This is a genomic window from Longimicrobium sp. (genome assembly GCA_036387335.1).
In the GTDB taxonomy this organism is placed as follows: domain Bacteria; phylum Gemmatimonadota; class Gemmatimonadetes; order Longimicrobiales; family Longimicrobiaceae; genus Longimicrobium.
In genome coordinates this window covers 1-16,674 of record DASVTZ010000203.1, presented here as the reverse complement: position 1 = coordinate 16,674, position 16,674 = coordinate 1, and the positions used below count along the sequence as shown (strand labels likewise).

The window sequence follows — 16,674 nt, the reverse complement described above, 5'->3', positions numbered from 1 at the left end:
CGCGCTACCCCCGCCCGGCTGCGCGCACTGCGGCCAGCATCTCGCCGTCGCCGTGCGCCATCGCCTGGAGCACCTGGTAGGCGGTCAGGGTGTCCTCGCGCCCTTCGATGGGAGACTCCCAATCCCACACGACGAGCCCGCGCCGCTGCACCTGCGCGAAGTTGCGCTCCCTGAGCTGCGCGAAGCCCTCCATCAGCTCGCCCGCGCTCGGCTCCGGACCGGGGAACAGGGGGATGGCGCGGTTCATGTGGACGGGGCGCCCATCGCGCAGTTTTTGGAGCAGCTCCGTCCACCAGATCTCGTTGGCGATCACGTCCCGCAGCACCTCGCGCAACACGGCGGAGTCGCCGCCCGCATCGTCCACGGCGAGGCCCAGGGCGCGCGGTGTGATCTCCAGGCGCACCAGGAGCTCCTCCCACTCCACCTCTGAGGGCGGACGCGCGGGAAAGGCGAACGGCGCGAACGTCACCGCGTGCTCTTGAGCACTTCGCCCAGCCGACCGCCCGCGCGCAGCAGGATGCGGGTGGACTCGTCGCGGTCGGTTTCGCACCAGAACATCACCATCGCCGTCTTGACGCTGCCCCCGGCCCGGGCCAGGAGCCCGCGGGCGGCGTCGCGCTCCAGGTCGAGCGTTTCCATGAGGATGCGCTCGCTGCGGTCGCGCAGCTTCTCGTTGGTAGCGCGCAGGTCCACCATCAGGTTGCCGAACACCTTTCCCGTGCGGATCATCGCGCCGGTGGTGAGGGTGTTGAGCACCAGCTTGGTGGCCGTCCCCGCCTTCATGCGCGTGCTCCCCGTCACCACCTCAGGGCCGGGGAGCGGCGCGATCACCACGTCGTACTTCTCCAGCATCCAGTCCGCGGGCGGGGTGCAGAGGAGGAAGCCGGTGCGTGCGCCGCGCTCCTTCGCCCGCGACAGCGCCCCGTGCACGTACGGCGTGGTGCCCGACGCGGCGATGCCGAAGGCGAAGTCGCCCGCGCCGACCTCCATCTCGTCGACGATGCGGGCGCCCTCCTCGCGGCTGTCCTCCGCGCCTTCGATGGCGTTGGTGAGGGCCTCGTACCCACCCGCGATCACCCCGCGCACCAGGCTGGGATCGATGCCGTAGGTGGGGGGCATCTCCGATGCGTCCAGCACGCCCAGGCGCCCGGAGGTCCCGGCGCCGAAGTACACCAGCCGCCCGCCGTTGCGGAAGCAGTCCGCGGCGATCTCCACCGCCTCGGCGATCTGCTCCAGCTGGGTGGCGACGGCGGGGGCGATCTTGTGGTCTTCCTCGTTGATCACCCGGACGATCTCCAGCGCCGAAAGGCGGTCGATCTCCGTGGTGGCGGGGTTGCGCTGCTCGGTGAGGCGCGGGTCCAGCGGGGGTCTCTGGGTCATCGCGTCGAGTGGGAAAGGCGCGGGACCGCCCCGCGCACGCACGCCCCAACGTGGGCGGAGATCGGCCCCGATGCAAGAGCGCAGCCGTCGCGGCGGGTGTTTATCGGGGGCTGGTCTACGGGCGGCGGGGGGTGTAGCATGAAAGGAAGTGCTGAGTGCCAAGTGCTGAGTGCTGAACAGCGGTGCGTGAGTGCGCTTTTCACTTGGCACTTAGGACTTAGCACTTAGGACTTCGCCATACCTTCACCCACACCGTCCCGTCGCATGAACCTCCGCCGCGCCGCACTCGTTCCCGTCCTTCCGCTCCTGGCCCTGGTGATCGGGCGGGGCGGGGCCGCGCCTGCGCATGAAGCCGTCGCGCAGGACACGTCGCGCCTCTTCCCGCCGGCGTGGGAGCACCCGCGCGGGGCCATCGCGCCGGTGCGCTCCACGGCCGGGATGGTGGTGACGACCGACCGCATGGCGAGCGAGGTGGGAGCCGAGATCCTGCGCCGTGGCGGCAACGCGGTCGACGCGGCGGTCGCGACCCACTTCGCGCTCGCCGTCGTCAACCCCGAGGCCGGCAACATCGGCGGGGGAGGGTTCATGGTGGTGAGGATGGCGGACGGGACGACCGCGGCGCTCGACTTCAGGGAGATGGCGCCGGCGCGCGCGACCCGCGACATGTTCCTGGACGCGGCGGGGAACGTCACCAGCAAGTCCACCGAGGGACACCTGGCGGCCGGCGTCCCCGGTTCCGTGGCGGGGATGTGGGAGGCGCACAAGCGCTTCGGGCACCTCCCGTGGGCCGAGCTGGTGGAGCCGGCGGCGAACCTGGCCGAAGGAATCGTGGTGCACCAGCGGCTGGCGCAGTCGTTCTACAACAACCGCAAGGAGCTGGTCAAGAACGCGGAGACGATGCGCATCTTCACCCGCCGCGGCGAGCCGCTGCGCGTGGGCGACCGCCTGGTGCAGTCCGATCTCGCGGAGACGCTGCGGCGTATCGCCCGCAACGGCCGCGACGGCTTCTACACCGGCCGCACTGCCGAGCTGGTGGAGGCGGAGATGCGGCGCGGCGGCGGGCTGATCACGCGCGAGGACATGGGACGCTACCGGGCCATCTGGCGCGAGCCGGTCCGCTTCCGCTACCGCGGCCACGAGGTGATCTCCATGCCGCCCCCCTCCTCCGGCGGCGCCACGATGGCGGCGATGCTCAAGATCCTGGAGGGCTACGACCTTCGGCGGATGAGGTTCATGGGGCCCGAGCACGTGCACCTCTTCGCCGAGGCCGCGCGGCGGGCGTACGCGGACCGCAACGCGTACCTGGCCGACCCGGACTTCGTCCCGCAGCCCACCGCGCGGATGATCTCGGATGCCTACGCCGCCACCCGCCGCGCGACCATCCGCCGCGACCGCGCCACCACCTCCGCCGAGGTCGCGCCCGGCCTCGGTCCGCCCCCCGCCGAGGGGACGGAGACGACGCACTACTCCATCATGGACCAGCGGGGGAACGCGGTGTCGGTCACCACCACCATCAACTCGCCGTACGGCAACCTGGTGACGGTGCCCGGTGCGGGCTTCCTGCTCAACAACGAGATGGACGACTTCACCTCCAAGCCCGGGGTCGCCAACCAGTTCGGGCTGGTGCAGGGTGCCGCGAACGCCATCGCCCCTCGCAAGCGCATGCTCTCGGCGATGACGCCCACCATCGTCCTCGACCCCTCCGGCCGCGTGAAGCTGGTGACGGGGACGCCGGGCGGCTCCACCATCATCACCTCCATCGTCCAGCAGGTCTCCAACGTGGTGGACTTCGGGATGGACGTGGCGACCGCCACCTCCGCCCCGCGCCTCCACCACCAGCACCTCCCCGACTCGCTCCGCTACGAGCGCCGCGGCCTGGACGCGGCCACCGTCACCCGGCTCCGCGCGATGGGGCACGTCGTGGCCGAGCGCCAGGGCTTCCAGGGCGACGTGCAGTCCATCGTCGTCACCAATGGCGCCATGACCGCCGTCGCCGACCCGCGCCGCGGCGGTGCGGCCGTGGGGGTGACGGAGGTGGCGCGGCCGGTGGTGCAGTAGGGGGAAGTAGGCCGGCGGTTGAAACCGCTGCAACAACCGCGGGAAGCCTGCCTTCGCAGGCTCGGAGGCGGCGGGGAACGGGAACGGGCACCGGCGCCGCATTGCCGGGGGATGAATCCCCCGGCTGGAACCACGCGAAGGCGGCTGAAGCCGGCTCGATAGACGGGCATCGGAGCCCCGAGTCCGCGAAGGCGGACTTTGTGCTTTTGTTGCAGCGAGTTTACTCGCCCGGTCCCTCCCCGACCCTTCACCTGCCCGCCCGCTGGCCGAACAGGAGCGCTCCATCCGCAGGGACGGGTGGGGCGCTCGTCATGTTACAGTACAAGCCTTGTACAGAGACGGTGCAACGCATTAAGCTGCAAGCCCGCACGAGTGCCACGGCCCACAGAGGTGTACGTGAAGCAACTGAGAGCGCTGATCCCCTACCTCCGCCGCTACCGCGGGAAGATCGCGTGGGGGATGGTGATGGTGGTGGCGGCCAACGCGCTGAGCGTGCTGAGCCTGGAGTGCGTCAAGTGGGGGATCGATGCGCTCTCGGTCCCCGGAACCACGCGCACGGCCATCTTCCGTTACGCCGCGCTTTCCCTCGGAGTCGCGACGTTGGCCGGCGCGGCGCGCTACGGGATGCGCGAGATCCTCAACGGCGTGTCGCGCTGGGTGGAGCTGGACCTGCGCAACGACTTCTTTGAGCGCCTGCTGCGGCTGGACGCCGGCTTCTACGCCCAGCACCCCACGGGCGACATCATGAGCCGCGCCACCAGCGACATCGCGGCCGTGCGCATGGTGGCCGGGCCGGCGTACATGTATCTCGCCAGCACCGTCGTCTTCGCCCTGTTCGCGCTCACCAGGATGGTGTGGATCGACCCCTGGATGACCGCCACCACCCTGATCCCCATCCTCCTCCTGCCGCCGGTGACCATCTGGTTCGGCAAGGTGATCCACGAGCGGTTCGAGAAGATCCAGGAGCAGCAGGGGCTCCTCTCCACCGTGGCGCAGGAGAACCTTGCGGGGCAGCGCATCGTCAAGGCGTACGGCCAGGAGGAGTACCAGAGCGGGCGCTTCCGCGAAATCTCGCACGAGTACCTCCGGCGCAACGTGGAGCTGGCGCGCACCTCGGGGCTCTTCTACCCGTCGCTGGGACTGCTCGGCGGCCTGGCGATGATGACGGCGCTCTGGGTGGGCGGGCGCGCGATCATGGCGGGCGACATCACCAACGGCGACTTCGTGGTCTTCATCCTCTACCTGGGGATGCTGATCTGGCCGATGATCGCACTCGGGTGGGTGGTGAACCTCTTCCAGCGCGGCGCCGCGTCCATGGGGCGCGTGTCGCGGGTGCTTGACGCCGTCCCCGCCGTCGCCGACGCGCCCGACGCCGCCGCGCCGGAGCGCGTGCGCGGCGAGATCGAGTTCCGCGGCGTCTCGTTCCGCTACCCCGGCACCGAGCGCGACGTCCTGCGCGACGTCAGCTTCCGCGTGCCGCCCGGCTCCACGGTCGCCATCGTGGGCCCCACGGGGAGCGGCAAGAGCACGGTGGTGCAGCTCCTGACGCGAACGTACGATCCCACCGAGGGCGAGGTGAGGCTGGACGGGGTGCCGGTGAGCCTCTGGCCGCTGGAGCGCCTGCGCGCCGAGGTGGCCGTCGTGCCGCAGGACACCTTTCTCTTCTCCACCACCATCGAGGACAACCTGGCGCTCGGGTTCCACGAGCCGGACGCGGAGCGCAGGGGCGCACGGGTACGCGCGGCCGCCGAAGTCGCCCGGCTGCACGACACGGTCGCCGCATTCCCGGCCGGGTACGACACGCTGCTGGGGGAGCGAGGGATCAACCTCTCCGGTGGGCAGAAGCAGCGCGCGGCGCTGGCCCGCGCCATCGCGCGGGAGGCGCGGGTGCTGGTTCTGGACGACGCGCTCTCCGCCGTGGACACGCACACCGAATATGAGATCCTGGAAGGGCTGCGCGGCGTACTTGAGGAGCGCACGTCCATCATCGTCAGCCACCGCGTGACCGCGGTGATGCACGCGGAGCTGATCCTGGTGCTGGACGACGGCCGGGTGGCCGAGCAGGGGACGCACACCGAGCTGCTGCAGCGCGGCGGCGTGTACGCGGCGCTCCAGCGGCGGCAGCTGCTGGCGGAGGATCTGGACGGGGGCGATCTCCTTGCCGCCGCTTCGCGGGAGGCCTAGATTGAGGGTCTACAAACGTTCCACTTCCGGGCAGGCATGAACGATCTCCGGCTTTCCATCCAGGGGGACAAGGAGGCTGCGCGACTGCGCGACGTGCTGGCCCGCGAAGGGTTCCGCATCGTGGAGCCGCCGCGCGCCGGGCCCCCGCACGACCTCGTGCTGGAGTCGGACGACGAGGGCCCCAGTGGCCCCGGGCAGCGCATCGAGGAGCTGGAGCGGCTCGTGCTGGAGCTCCGCAATTTGGACGTGGCCAAGAGCCAGTTCCTCACCAACGTCTCGCACGAGCTGCGCACCCCCCTCACCGCCATCGTCACCTACGGCGAGATCCTGCGTGACGGTCTCCTGGGAGAGCTGAGCACGCGGCAGACGGACGCCATCGAGTCGATGATCGGCGCCTGCCGGCAGCTCCTGGGGATGATCGAGGAGATCCTCACCTACGCCCGCACGAACGCGCAGGCCATTACGCTGCAGACCACCGAGTTCCCCGTGGAGGAGGTGGTGCAGGGCGTGCACGGGATGAACGCGTCGCTCCTGGACCGCAAGCACCTCAACTTCGACGTGCGCGCCGAGCCGGGGCTCCCGCCGGTGCGCGCGGACAAGGACAAGGTGGCGCACGTGCTGGGGAACCTGATCGGCAACGCCATCAAGTTCACGCCGGAGGATGGACATCTCCTGGTGGAGGCCCGCCGCGCCCCCGAGCGCCCGGATTGGGTGGAGATCGCCGTCACCGACACGGGGATCGGCATCGACCCGCAGTTCCACGAGCTGATCTTTCAGGAGTTCGCGCAGGTGGACACCTCCCGCGCGCGCTCGCATCACGGCACGGGGCTGGGGCTGGCGATCGCGCGGCAGTTCGTGCAGCTGCACGGCGGCGACATCCGGGTGCAGAGCGAGCTGGGCCGCGGGAGCCGCTTCTTCTTCACCCTCCCCAGCGCTGAGGCCGAGCCCTCCGGCAATGGCGGCGCGCCGGCGGAGGAAGATCCTTCGTGAAGCTCGCCTCCGTCCTGCTGGTGGAAGACAGCGAGCCGATCCGCACCGCCTTCACCATCCTCCTGGAAGAGACCGGCTACCGCGTGCACTCGGCCGAGGACGGCCACGAAGCCGTCCGCACCGCCACCGAGCACGCCCCTGACCTGGTGCTCCTGGACATGGGCCTTCCCGGGATGGACGGCCTGGACGTCGTCCGCGCCCTCAAGGCCCAGCCCGCCACCGCCGACATCCCGGTGATCGCCCTCACCGGCCGCGACGATGCGGGGAGCCGCCGAGCGTGCATGGAAGCCGGTTGCGCGGAGTACATCCTGAAGCCGATCAACACGCACGCCCTCCTCCGCACCATCGAGCGCCACCTCCGCACGGCGCCGGAGAAGGGGTAGCCCCACCCCCAGCGTCGCTCCGCGACGCATCCCCCTCCCCCATAACTGCCTGGGGGAGGGGGTGTTTGCATGCATCCATGCGAATCGTCCGCATCCTGTAGGGGCGCGATTTATCGCGCCCGTGCCCGCCGCCGCGCAGGTCTTCGCCGCCCTGGCAGGGGTGCGCGATCGCGGAGGACGGAGCCGCGGCGGGCACGGGCAGCCACATGGGGCGGCCCCTACCGGGTTCGGGTGTGCGTGGGCAGTGGTCGAGGCGGGGGCGAGGGTGGGCGCGATGAATCGCGCCCCTACCGGGTTTTGTGCGAAGCGCATACGGCAGTTCTCCCCCTCACCCGCCCTGCGCCCCCGCAGGCGGGGGAGGGGGCCGGGGGGAGGGGGCCCTCCTCACATTCCCGATGGAAACGTATCCGCCGGCTCCCGGTCCTCGCGCGGCTCCAGGTGCAGGGGGCGCAGCGCGGTGGAGCGGTCGATGTAGAGTATGGCATCGTAGCGGTACGGCATCACGGTGGAGACGTAGTTGCCGAAGCGCTCCGCGTGCGGGTTGTAGACCACCCCGATGGCCCGGTGCCCGCGCGGGTCCAGACCGCCCTCCACCTCGTCCAGATCCTCCACCATCACCAGCTTGTCCTCGGCGCCGGCGTCGTGGAAGATGCGCTCCCAGCTCCCTTCGCGCGCCTCGGGCACGGGCATGCGCTGCATGGGCGCGCCCCACTGCTGCCCCGCGATCACGGAGCCGGCGTAGGACGAGAAGCCGGCGATCACGACCTGTTCGCCCCACCGCTCGCGCGCGAGCTGCCCCACGTTGACCATTCCGGCACGCGCCATGTCCGTCGCGCGGGCGTCGCCCACGTGCGTGTTGTGCTCCCAGACGATCGCCTTCGAGCCGGGGCCGTGGTGCTCCAGCAGGCGCTCCAGCGTCTCGATCATGTGGGTGTCGCGCACGTTCCACGACGCCGAGCCGCCGCGCACCATCGTGCGGTAGTAGCGCTCCGCGTTCAGGGCGACCAGCGCGTTCTGCTCGGCGTTGAAGAAGGCCTCGCGCCCCTCCTCCTCGTAGTCCGGCCCCTTTGCCCGCATCTCCCCGAGGATCTGCACCACCTCGTCCTCGCAGTCGGTGGGGACGAGGGCGGTCGCCATCGCGTACTCCTGCACGTCCTGCTCGTACGGGTCGAAGCAGCCGTACGAGCCGCGCGCCCGGGCCGCGAGCTGCGGGTCCACCTTTTCGAGGTAGCGCGTAACGACGTCCATCGAGTCCCACAGCGAGTACACGTCCAGCCCGTAGAAGCCGACGCGCCGCTCCTCGGCGACACTGGCGTTGTGGGAGCGCATCCATTCCGCCAGCGCGACTACCTCCTCGTTCGCCCACATCCAGGTGGGCCAGCGGGAGAAGGCATGCAGCACCTCGCGCGCGGTCGTGCCGCCGGCGGGGAGCCCCTTGGCGTAGCGGTTGACCAGGTAGCAGTCCGGCCAGTCGCCCTCCACGGCGATGAAGTGGAAGCCCTTCTCCTCCACCAGGCGCCGGCTGATGCGGTGGCGCCAGGTGTAGAACTCCGAGGTGCCGTGCGACGCCTCGCCCAGCAGCACGACGCGCGCGTCGCCGATGCGCTCCATCAGCGGGTCCAGATCCGCATCGTCTCGGAGCGGCCGGGCGTGGCGCCCCACCGCGTCGACCAGAGCCTGCGTGGACATTCGTTCTCCCCCGGGTTCGTGTCGCTGAAAAACGGGGCGTGGGTGCGCAGGTTCTACGCCCGGAGCCGCACAGCGATTCCTTCGTCCCCGCGCAGCTCCACGGCCCCGCTCACCGCCCTCCCATCCGCGTCCGGGTGCGTGGAGACGGCGATCTCGCCCGACCAGGCGCCCGCGAGGCGCGCGGGTGACGGGCCCAGGTTGAGCGCCACTAGGAACCGCGCGTCATCGCCCGAACGGACGTAGGCCAGCACGTCGCCTTCCGCATCCACCGGCGTCCAGCCGCCCAGCGAGAGCGCGGGCTCGGCGCGGCGCAGCGCAATCAGGCGGCGGTGGAGGGAGAGGAGCGATGCCGGATCGTCGCGCTGGGCCTCGACGTTGGTCCGCGCGAAGTCGCCCAGCGGCAGCCACGGCTCGCCCGTCGTGAAGCCGGCGCCTGGCGATGCGTCCCATTGCATGGGCGTGCGCTCGGGGTCGCGGCCGAGGCCCTGGCCGGGGAGGTTCTTCTCCCACGGATCCTGCACCCGCTCGGGCGGAATGGGCACGTCGCGCATCCCGATCTCGTCGCCGTAGTACAGCGTGGGTGTGCCGCGCAGGGTCAGGAGGAGCATCGCCGCGACGCGTGCCTGCGCCGGGCCCACGCGGCTGGCGATGCGGTGGCGGTCGTGATTGCCGAGGACCCAGTTGGGCCACGCGCCGGACGGAAGGAGCGCCTCGTAGCGCCGTATGGCCGCGTCGATGGTGCGCGCGTCCCACGGCAGCTTGATGAGCTGGAAGTTGTAAGGGAAGTGGCAGCCGCCGCCGTCGCGCCCGTAGTACGGCATCAGCCGCTCGATGGCATTGTAGATCTCGCCGATCAGCACGCGCCCGGGATACGCGTCGGTCACGCGGCGCATGCGGGCGATCACGTCGTGCACCTCCGGCCGGTCGCCGGAGAGGATGCGGAGGTAGGCGTCGTACGGGTCGTCCTCGCCGGGCCGGTAGTCCGGGTTGGGCGGGTCGTCGCGGAGCGCCTCGTCCTTGATCACCTTTTGCACCGCGTCCACGCGCACGCCGTCCACGCCGCGCTCCATCCAGAAGCGGATCACCTCCAGCATCTCCGCCTCCACCAGCGGGTTGCGCCAGTTGAGGTCCGGCTGCTCGCGAAGGAAGGAGTGCAGGTAGTACTGCCCCGTAGCCTCGTCCAGCGTCCAGGCGCTCCCGCCGAACGCGCTCTGCCAGTTGTTGGGCACCCCGCCGCCGGGCGCCGGATCGCGCCAGATGTACCAGTCGCGCCTGGGATCGTCGCGGGAGCGGCGCGACTCCACGAACCACGGGTGCTGGTCGGAGGTGTGGTTGGGGATGTAGTCGAGGATCACGCGCAGCCCGCGCGCGTGCGCCGCCGCCACCAGCGCGTCGAAGTCGTCCAGCGTCCCGAAACGGGGATCGACGCCGCGGTGGTCCGTCACGTCGTACCCGAAGTCCACCATCGGCGACGGGTAAAAGGGCGAGATCCACGTCGCGTCCACCCCGAGCCACGTCAGGTAGTCGAGCCGCGCCTGGATTCCCGCCAAGTCTCCCACCCCGTCGCCGTCGGTGTCCTGATACGAGCGCGGGTAGATCTGGTAGATGACGCCGCGCTTCCACCACGGATGCTCGCCGCTCCCCTGCACCCCCGTCCCCGCGGATTCTTGCGGATCGCCGCCGGCTCGCATCTGTCCACCCTCCACGTCGCCCTCCCGTCCCGTGTGAGGCCGGGAGCGGGGGCAACCCGCGTGCCGCGCGCGAACGATTAGGGATGCGGACCAGCGGGCAGAAACCGCCGGCCACAGTCGTTGTAGGCTAGCCGCCATCCCCTGCAACCCCGTCCCCCGGTGACCCGTGCAACCTCTCACGCGTCCACACCGTAGACCCCGATGCCCCCCGGCCCGCACACGCGGGAACGGATCGCGGCACGGGGTTTATCTCCAGTCCACGGCGCGGTATGCGCCTGCACGGGATGCGCAGAGGGATGTGGGATGCGTGACTTGATCTTTGGAGTGATGGTCGGGCTGGCGCTGCTCTCGTCGGTCGTCGTCCTCTTCGACTACGTGCCGCGCGCCTGGAGCGGACTCCGCAGGCGGCGGGCGAGCCGGGGCGGCGCGTGGGGCGTGGTGCTGGACCGCGAGGGCGGCGTGCTCGGCACCTACCTCGACCCCTTTGGGCACCCCTGGCGCTCGCCGCGCATCCACGGCGCGGGCTCGCCGTGGGTCAGCGCCCCGGCGCACGAGAAGGCGTGGGCGTGGGAAGGCTTCGGCGCCACCGAGGAGGAAGCCCGCCTCGCCGCCAACCGCCTGCGCCGCCGGCACCTGCAGCTCCTGGGGCTGATCGACGTGCCGGACGAGGGCGAGGAGGGCGGCTCCTTTCTGCTCCCCGCACCCTTTGCCCCGCCGCTGGACTGACGATGCCGCACCTGGTGTTGATGGGAGATTCGGTGTTCGACAACGCCGCCTACGTGCGCGGCGGGCCGGACGTGGTGCGGCAGGCGCGCGACCGGCTGGGTCCCGACGGCTGGCAGGCGACCCTCGTGGCGGTTGACGGCGCGGTTACGGAGGGCGTTCGCCGACAGATCGCCCGCATCCCGCCCGACGCCACGCACCTGGTGGTCAGCGCCGGCGGCAACGACGCGCTCGGCAGCGTGGACGTGCTCTACCGCGGCGCCCGCACCGTCGGCGCTGGCCTGGCGATGCTGGGCGACGTCGTGGCTCCCTTCGAGGCCCGCTACCGCACCATGCTCGGCGAGGTGCTCGCGCGCGGCCTGCCGACCGCGGTGTGCACCGTCTACAACCCGGTCTTCCCGGACCCGGAAGAGCGCCGCTACGCCGCCCTCGGCCTCACCATCTTCAACGACGCCATCCTGCGCGTCGCCGTGGAAGCGGGCGTCCCCGTCCTCGAGCTCCGCTCCATCTGCGCCTCCGACGAGGACTTCGCCAACCCCATCGAGCCCTCCGTCATCGGCGGCGAGAAGATGGTATCCGCCATCGCCACGCTGCTCGCGGAGCACGACTTCACCCGCAAGCGCACCGCGATCTTCGGCTGAACGCGGGCGGGCTTGCTCTTTGCGCCAGTGGCGGTGCGTCAACCGTGATCCCTCGAACCGAGCGGCCGATGAATACTCGCAAGCTTTATCGCCTCGCACTCCTCGCGGCCATCGCTTTCCTTCCCGGCTGCCTGGTCTTCACCTGCGGCGGCTGATCGTCGCGCCTCGGTGAAGCGCAAAGAGGCCGGTGCGAGCGTTGGCTCGCACCGGCCTCTTCGTTCCGCGCCGCATCACTCTTCCGTCTCTTGCTCCTCGACGTCCTCCCCCGCCTCGCCTGTGGCATCTGGAAAGAGCAGTGAGGCGAGCGTCTCCATCAACTCGTCGCGGCCGGTCCCCTTGGTGGCGGAGAAGAGGATCACCTGGTCCGCGTCCACGCCAAGCGTCTGGATCGCCTTGGGGATCAGCTTTCCCTTTTCGCGGCTGTTGAGCTTGTCGACTTTGGTGAGCACGAACAGCACGGGAATGCCGAGCTCCGCCAGGTAGTCGACGGAGCGCACATCGTCCTCGCTGGGCCCATTGCGCACATCCACCAGCTGCACGACCCCGCGCAGATCCGGATTGTGGGTGAGGAACGAGTGGATCAGCGGCCTCCACTTCTCGCGCAGTCCCTGCGGAACCTTGGCGTATCCGTAGCCTGGCAGGTCCACGAGCACGAATTCGCCCAGGTCCGCACGCACCTGGTAGAAGTTGATCTCCTGCGTCTTGCCGGGCTCTGCCGACACGCGCGCGATCGCCGTCCGCGTTCTCCCCAGCAGCCGGTTGATCAGCGACGACTTGCCGACATTAGACCGACCCGCGAACGCCACCTGCAGCGCGCCCACCGCAACCTCAGGCGGTGCCTGCCCGATTTGCCCGATGGCGCCTGCGAACTCCACTGACAAAATTCTCATTGCACTCGATTCCAGGTTTGGCCCTGCGAACGCACAGGAGTGTCGCGTACCGCAAGACGCGCGCAAGGCGTAGGGGCGTCCGGGGCGCAGAGGGCGGTGCGGAGTCGGGCACGGGCGGCCACGCGGGGCCGCCCCTACGGGATTGGTTCGCGAGGCCGAGGGTCAGGGTAGCGGTAAGGGTGGGCAGACACGCAGGTCTGCCCCTACCGGTTCTGCGTGCGAGAAGCGGGGTGCGGAGCCGCGCCGGGCCACGGGCGTGATGAATCACGCCCCTACCAGGTCCGCGCCGTCCGCAGAGATCAACGCATACGCCCCTCTCCCAGCGGTTTGGGAGAGGGGCAGCGAGGAACGAGCCGGGAGAGGGCCTTTCGCCCCTCCCCCAGGTTGTTTTGGGGGAGGGGCCGCGAGGAACGAGCGGGGGAGGGGGCCCGCGCCCCTACGCCTCCTTCTTCCTTCGCGGCTCCGCGGACAAAATCAGCAGCGGCGGCACGCTGTCCGTCACGCACTCGGGGGTGACGACGACCTCGCGCACGTCCTGCCGCGAGGGGATGTCGAACATGATGTCGCGCATCAGGTTCTCGATCACGGCGCGCAGGCCGCGGGCGCCGGTGCCTCGCTCGATCGCCTGCTTGGCGATGGCGCGGATAGCGCCGGGGTCGAAGGTGATCCCCACGCCGTCCATCTGGAACACCTTCTGGTACTGCTTCACCAGGGCGTTCTTGGGCTCGGTGAGGATGCGCACCAGGGCGCCCTCGTCCAGGTTGTCCAGCGTCACGGACACGGGCAGGCGGCCCACCAGCTCCGGGATCAGGCCGAAGCGCAGCAGGTCCTCGGGCTCCACCTCGTCGAACAGGTTACTGGCGCCGATCCGCTTCACGTCGTCCACGCCGCCGAAGCCGATCTGCCGCTTCCCCGTGCGCGCCTCGATGATCTTTTCGAGGCCGTCGAACGCGCCGCCGCAGATGAAGAGGATGTGGCGCGTGTTGATCTGGATGTACTCCTGCTGCGGATGCTTGCGCCCCCCCTGCGGCGGCACCGAAGCCGTCGTGCCCTCCAGGATCTTGAGGAGCGCCTGCTGCACCCCCTCGCCAGACACGTCGCGCGTGATCGACGGGTTCTCGCTCTTGCGGGCGATCTTGTCGATCTCGTCGATGTAGATGATGCCGCGCTCGCACTCCGCCACGTTGAAGTCCGCGGCCTGGAGGAGGCGCACCAGGATGTTCTCCACGTCCTCGCCCACGTACCCCGCCTCGGTGAGCGTGGTGGCGTCGACGATGGTGAAGGGGACGTGGAGCACGCGCGCCAGCGTCTGCGCCAGCAGCGTCTTGCCCACGCCCGTGGAGCCGATGAGGAGGATGTTGGACTTGTCCAGCTCCACCTCGTCCATCACCCCGTGGTGGTTGACGCGCTTGTAGTGGTTGTAGACGGAAACGGCCAGCGCCTTCTTCGCGCGCTCCTGCCCGATCACGTACTGGTCCAGCACCTCCTTGATCTCCAGCGGCGTGGGGACCGGGGTGGCCGCGCTGGTGGCCTCCTTGATCTCCTCCTCGGCCAGGATCTCGTTGCACAGCGAGATGCACTCGTTGCAGATGTAGACCGAAGGCCCGGAGATGAAGCGCTTTACCGAGTCTTTGGACTTGCCGCAGAATGAACAGCGGAGGTGCTTGTCGCTAGGCATGGTGGCCGGGGAACGCGGGGGTTCAAAAATTCCATATGGCCCCCGCCGCCGGTCAGGGCGGCGGGGGCGAGAGACCGCGGGTGTGGATCAGACGCCTGCCGTCTCCGCGTGCACCGGCGGATCAATCACCTCGGTCGCGTGCGCGATCACGTGGTCGATCAGCCCGTACGCCAGCGCCTCCTCGGGCGACATGAAGCGGTCGCGGTCCAGGTCCTCGGCGATGCGCTCCACCGTCTGGCCCGTGTTCTCGGCGTAGATCTGGTTCATCCGCTCGCGCACGAAGAGGATCTCGCGCGCCTGGATCTCGATGTCCGCCGCCGTCCCCTGGCTTCCGCCCGAGGGCTGGTGCAGCATGATCCGCGAGTTGGGGAGGGAGTAGCGCTTCCCCTTGGTGCCCGCCGCCAGGAGGAACGACCCCATGCTCGCCGCCAGCCCCATGCAGTAGGTGTTCACGTCGCACGACATGAACTTCATCGTGTCGTAGATCGCCAGTCCCGCGTACACCGAGCCACCCGGCGAGTTGATGTAGACGTGGATGTCCTTTTCCGGGTTGTCCGCCTGGAGAAAAAGGAGCTGCGCGATGATGATGTTCGCGACGTCGTCGTTGATCCCGCTCCCCAGGAAGACGATGCGGTCCATCAGCAGGCGGGAAAAGATGTCGTAGCTCCTTTCACCCCTGCTGGAGCGTTCGATCACGTACGGCGGATAGATGGCCATGACCCTTTAAGCGCTGATGAAAGTACGGTGGGTTGCTGCGGAGCCGCCCCGTGAGGCGGCCCCTGCGTGCGCCCGCCGCTTCAGGCGACGGTGTTCTGCGAGCGGAGGTACTCGAACACCTTGTCCTCGGTGATCTCGCTCTCCAGCGCCTGGATCTGGCCGCCCTTCTCCAGCTGGATGTAAGCGTCGCTGGGCGAGATGCCGTGTTCCTCGGCCAGCTTCTCCACCCGGGCGTCCACCTCGTCGGAGGTGGCGCGCAGCCCCTCGCGGTCGGCCAGGTGCTCCACCACCAGCATCCGCTTGAGAGCGGCCTCGGCCTGCGGGCGCATCATCAGCCGCATCTGCGAGAAGCGTTCCTCCTGTTCGGGGGTCCGCTTGGGCATCTTCTTGGGGTCCTGCTGCGCCTCGCCCGTCATGAAGCCCAGGTAGCGGTCCACCATCGAGGGGGGAACCTCGAAGGAGTTCGCCGCCAGCACGCGCTCCACCAGCGCCGCCCGCATCTCCGCTTCGGCGTTCCGCTGCTTCTCCGCCGTCAGATCGGCGCGGATGCGCTCGCGCAGCGCGTCCACCGACTCGAACTCGCCCAGCGACTGCGCGAAGGCGTCGTCCATGGCGGGAAGGTCGCGGCGGCGCAGCTCGAGCAGGGCGATGCGCAGGCGCTGCTCGCGGCCGCGCAGCTCCTCGTCTGGGAAGTCGGCGGGGTAGCGCACGGTGAACTCGCCGTCGGCGCCGGGCGCCAGGGAGCGGATGGCGTCCTCGATGTCGGGGATCGCCTGCCCCTCGCCCAGGGTGAAGCGGAAGGGGCGAGTGCCCGCGTCCTCACTTTCCGGATCGGCATCCAGATCGGTGATCTCCACCGTCACCTCGTCGCCCTGGTCCGCCACGCCCTCTTCCAGCACGCGCACGGTGCCGCGCTCGGCGCGGATGCGCTCGATCACGCCCTCCACGTCCGCGTCGGTGACCTCGGCGGGGGGGCGCTGCACGGTGAAGCCGGCGGTGTTGGTGATCTGGATGGCGGGCTGCACCTCGAAGTGGACCTCGAAGGTCAGGTCCTCGCCCGGGTGGTAGTGGACGTTCTCCACCACGCCCTGGGTGATGGGCTGGAAGTCGCCGTTCTCCAGGACCTCCTTGTAGCTCTCCTGGATCACCCGGTCCACCGTCTCCTGCTCGATGGCGGGCCCGAACTGCTTCTCCACCAGCGACGCGGGGATGCTCCCCTTGCGGAAGCCGGGCAGGCGCACGTTGCGCGAGAGCTGCGACGCCACGCTCTGGCGGATGCGCTTGACGCGTTCCCGCGGCACGGTCACCGCCAGGCGGCGGCTCCACGACTCGGGCTGCTGGACGTCGATGCGAAGGTCGGGCGAAGTAGTCTCTGCGGCCATTCCGTGCTTTTATCCGGCAAACGGTTGAATACGGCGACGATGGAAAAAACTGGAAACGCGTGTTGTGCAGGATGCCCGCTGAGGGACTTGAACCCCCACGCCTTGCGGCGGCAGCTCCTAAGGCTGCTGTGTCTGCCGATTCCACCAAGCGGGCCCGCTCCGGCGCGACAAGATAACCTCCCCCCCTCCCCAATCTCAACCTTTCGGGTATCACGGCTCCGCGGGAACAGCAATCTCACGCGGAGACGCGGAGACGCGGAGACGCAGA

General features: G+C 69.7%; 14 protein-coding genes and 1 tRNA gene. 6 read left to right on the top strand and 9 right to left on the bottom strand.

Features of this window, described 5'->3' with window-relative positions; translation table 11 throughout:
- Positions 1–4 precede the first annotated feature (4 nt).
- Positions 5–469: a hypothetical protein gene (locus tag VF647_20115; GenBank protein ID HEX8454396.1), complete on the bottom strand. Its 465-nt coding sequence runs from the start codon at positions 467–469 to the stop codon at positions 5–7.
- The gene (gene murQ / locus VF647_20110) at positions 466–1,380 is read right to left on the bottom strand and encodes an N-acetylmuramic acid 6-phosphate etherase (protein HEX8454395.1); all 915 of its coding nucleotides are present in this window, start codon (positions 1,378–1,380) and stop codon (positions 466–468) included. Before murQ ends, VF647_20115 begins: the two co-directional genes overlap by 4 nt.
- A gap of 264 nt (positions 1,381–1,644) precedes the next feature.
- On the opposite strand from murQ, the gene ggt reads away from it, so the two are divergent.
- The 4 genes from ggt (at position 1,645) to VF647_20090 (ending at position 6,995) form a co-directional block, all read left to right on the top strand.
- Positions 1,645–3,438, top strand: a complete 1,794-nt coding sequence (ggt, locus tag VF647_20105) for a gamma-glutamyltransferase (GenBank protein ID HEX8454394.1) — start codon at positions 1,645–1,647, stop codon at positions 3,436–3,438.
- A gap of 396 nt (positions 3,439–3,834) precedes the next feature.
- Positions 3,835–5,622 (top strand): ABC transporter ATP-binding protein, encoded by a 1,788-nt coding sequence (locus VF647_20100; GenBank protein HEX8454393.1) that lies wholly within the window; start codon positions 3,835–3,837, stop codon positions 5,620–5,622.
- Between the two features lie 36 nt (positions 5,623–5,658).
- Positions 5,659–6,612, top strand: a complete 954-nt coding sequence (locus VF647_20095) for a HAMP domain-containing sensor histidine kinase (protein ID HEX8454392.1) — start codon at positions 5,659–5,661, stop codon at positions 6,610–6,612.
- Entirely contained in the window at positions 6,609–6,995 is a 387-nt protein-coding gene (locus VF647_20090) for a response regulator (protein HEX8454391.1), read from the top strand. Before VF647_20095 ends, VF647_20090 begins: the two co-directional genes overlap by 4 nt.
- A 384-nt stretch (positions 6,996–7,379) precedes the next feature.
- On the opposite strand, the gene VF647_20085 is transcribed toward VF647_20090, so the two are convergent.
- Both VF647_20085 and VF647_20080 read right to left on the bottom strand, forming a co-directional pair.
- Positions 7,380–8,684, bottom strand: coding sequence for an erythromycin esterase family protein (locus VF647_20085; protein HEX8454390.1), 1,305 nt, complete (start codon positions 8,682–8,684; stop codon positions 7,380–7,382).
- A gap of 53 nt (positions 8,685–8,737) precedes the next feature.
- Positions 8,738–10,390 (bottom strand): alpha-amylase family glycosyl hydrolase, encoded by a 1,653-nt coding sequence (locus VF647_20080; GenBank protein HEX8454389.1) that lies wholly within the window; start codon positions 10,388–10,390, stop codon positions 8,738–8,740.
- A gap of 288 nt (positions 10,391–10,678) precedes the next feature.
- On the opposite strand from VF647_20080, the gene VF647_20075 reads away from it, so the two are divergent.
- Entirely contained in the window at positions 10,679–11,101 is a 423-nt protein-coding gene (locus VF647_20075) for a hypothetical protein (protein HEX8454388.1), read from the top strand.
- 2 nt (positions 11,102–11,103) lie between these two features.
- Positions 11,104–11,739, top strand: a complete 636-nt coding sequence (locus VF647_20070) for an SGNH/GDSL hydrolase family protein (GenBank protein HEX8454387.1) — start codon at positions 11,104–11,106, stop codon at positions 11,737–11,739.
- Between the two features lie 230 nt (positions 11,740–11,969).
- Here VF647_20070 and yihA read toward each other — a convergent pair whose 3' ends face one another.
- From yihA to VF647_20045, 5 genes are all read right to left on the bottom strand, one after another.
- The gene (gene yihA / locus VF647_20065) at positions 11,970–12,629 is read right to left on the bottom strand and encodes a ribosome biogenesis GTP-binding protein YihA/YsxC (GenBank protein ID HEX8454386.1); all 660 of its coding nucleotides are present in this window, start codon (positions 12,627–12,629) and stop codon (positions 11,970–11,972) included.
- A gap of 436 nt (positions 12,630–13,065) precedes the next feature.
- Positions 13,066–14,307, bottom strand: coding sequence for an ATP-dependent Clp protease ATP-binding subunit ClpX (clpX, locus tag VF647_20060; GenBank protein ID HEX8454385.1), 1,242 nt, complete (start codon positions 14,305–14,307; stop codon positions 13,066–13,068).
- A gap of 87 nt (positions 14,308–14,394) precedes the next feature.
- Positions 14,395–15,024 carry an ATP-dependent Clp protease proteolytic subunit gene (locus tag VF647_20055; protein HEX8454384.1) on the bottom strand — a complete coding sequence of 210 codons (630 nt, stop codon included), beginning with the start codon at positions 15,022–15,024 and terminating at the stop codon, positions 14,395–14,397.
- 80 nt (positions 15,025–15,104) lie between these two features.
- Entirely contained in the window at positions 15,105–16,406 is a 1,302-nt protein-coding gene (gene tig, locus VF647_20050; GenBank protein ID HEX8454383.1) for a trigger factor, read from the bottom strand.
- Between the two features lie 72 nt (positions 16,407–16,478).
- A tRNA-Leu gene (locus VF647_20045) sits at positions 16,479–16,560 on the bottom strand.
- Positions 16,561–16,674: the final 114 nt, after the last annotated feature.

Coding starts and splice junctions, on each gene's coding strand:
- murQ (HEX8454395.1), bottom strand. CDS start 1,380: ATGACCCAGAGACCCCCGCTGGACCCGCGCCTCACCGAGCAGCGCAAC.
- ggt (HEX8454394.1), top strand. CDS start 1,645: ATGAACCTCCGCCGCGCCGCACTCGTTCCCGTCCTTCCGCTCCTGGCC.
- VF647_20095 (HEX8454392.1), top strand. CDS start 5,659: ATGAACGATCTCCGGCTTTCCATCCAGGGGGACAAGGAGGCTGCGCGA.
- VF647_20085 (HEX8454390.1), bottom strand. CDS start 8,684: ATGTCCACGCAGGCTCTGGTCGACGCGGTGGGGCGCCACGCCCGGCCG.
- VF647_20075 (HEX8454388.1), top strand. CDS start 10,679: ATGCGTGACTTGATCTTTGGAGTGATGGTCGGGCTGGCGCTGCTCTCG.
- VF647_20070 (HEX8454387.1), top strand. CDS start 11,104: ATGCCGCACCTGGTGTTGATGGGAGATTCGGTGTTCGACAACGCCGCC.
- yihA (HEX8454386.1), bottom strand. CDS start 12,629: ATGAGAATTTTGTCAGTGGAGTTCGCAGGCGCCATCGGGCAAATCGGG.
- clpX (HEX8454385.1), bottom strand. CDS start 14,307: ATGCCTAGCGACAAGCACCTCCGCTGTTCATTCTGCGGCAAGTCCAAA.
- VF647_20055 (HEX8454384.1), bottom strand. CDS start 15,024: ATGGCCATCTATCCGCCGTACGTGATCGAACGCTCCAGCAGGGGTGAA.
- tig (HEX8454383.1), bottom strand. CDS start 16,406: ATGGCCGCAGAGACTACTTCGCCCGACCTTCGCATCGACGTCCAGCAG.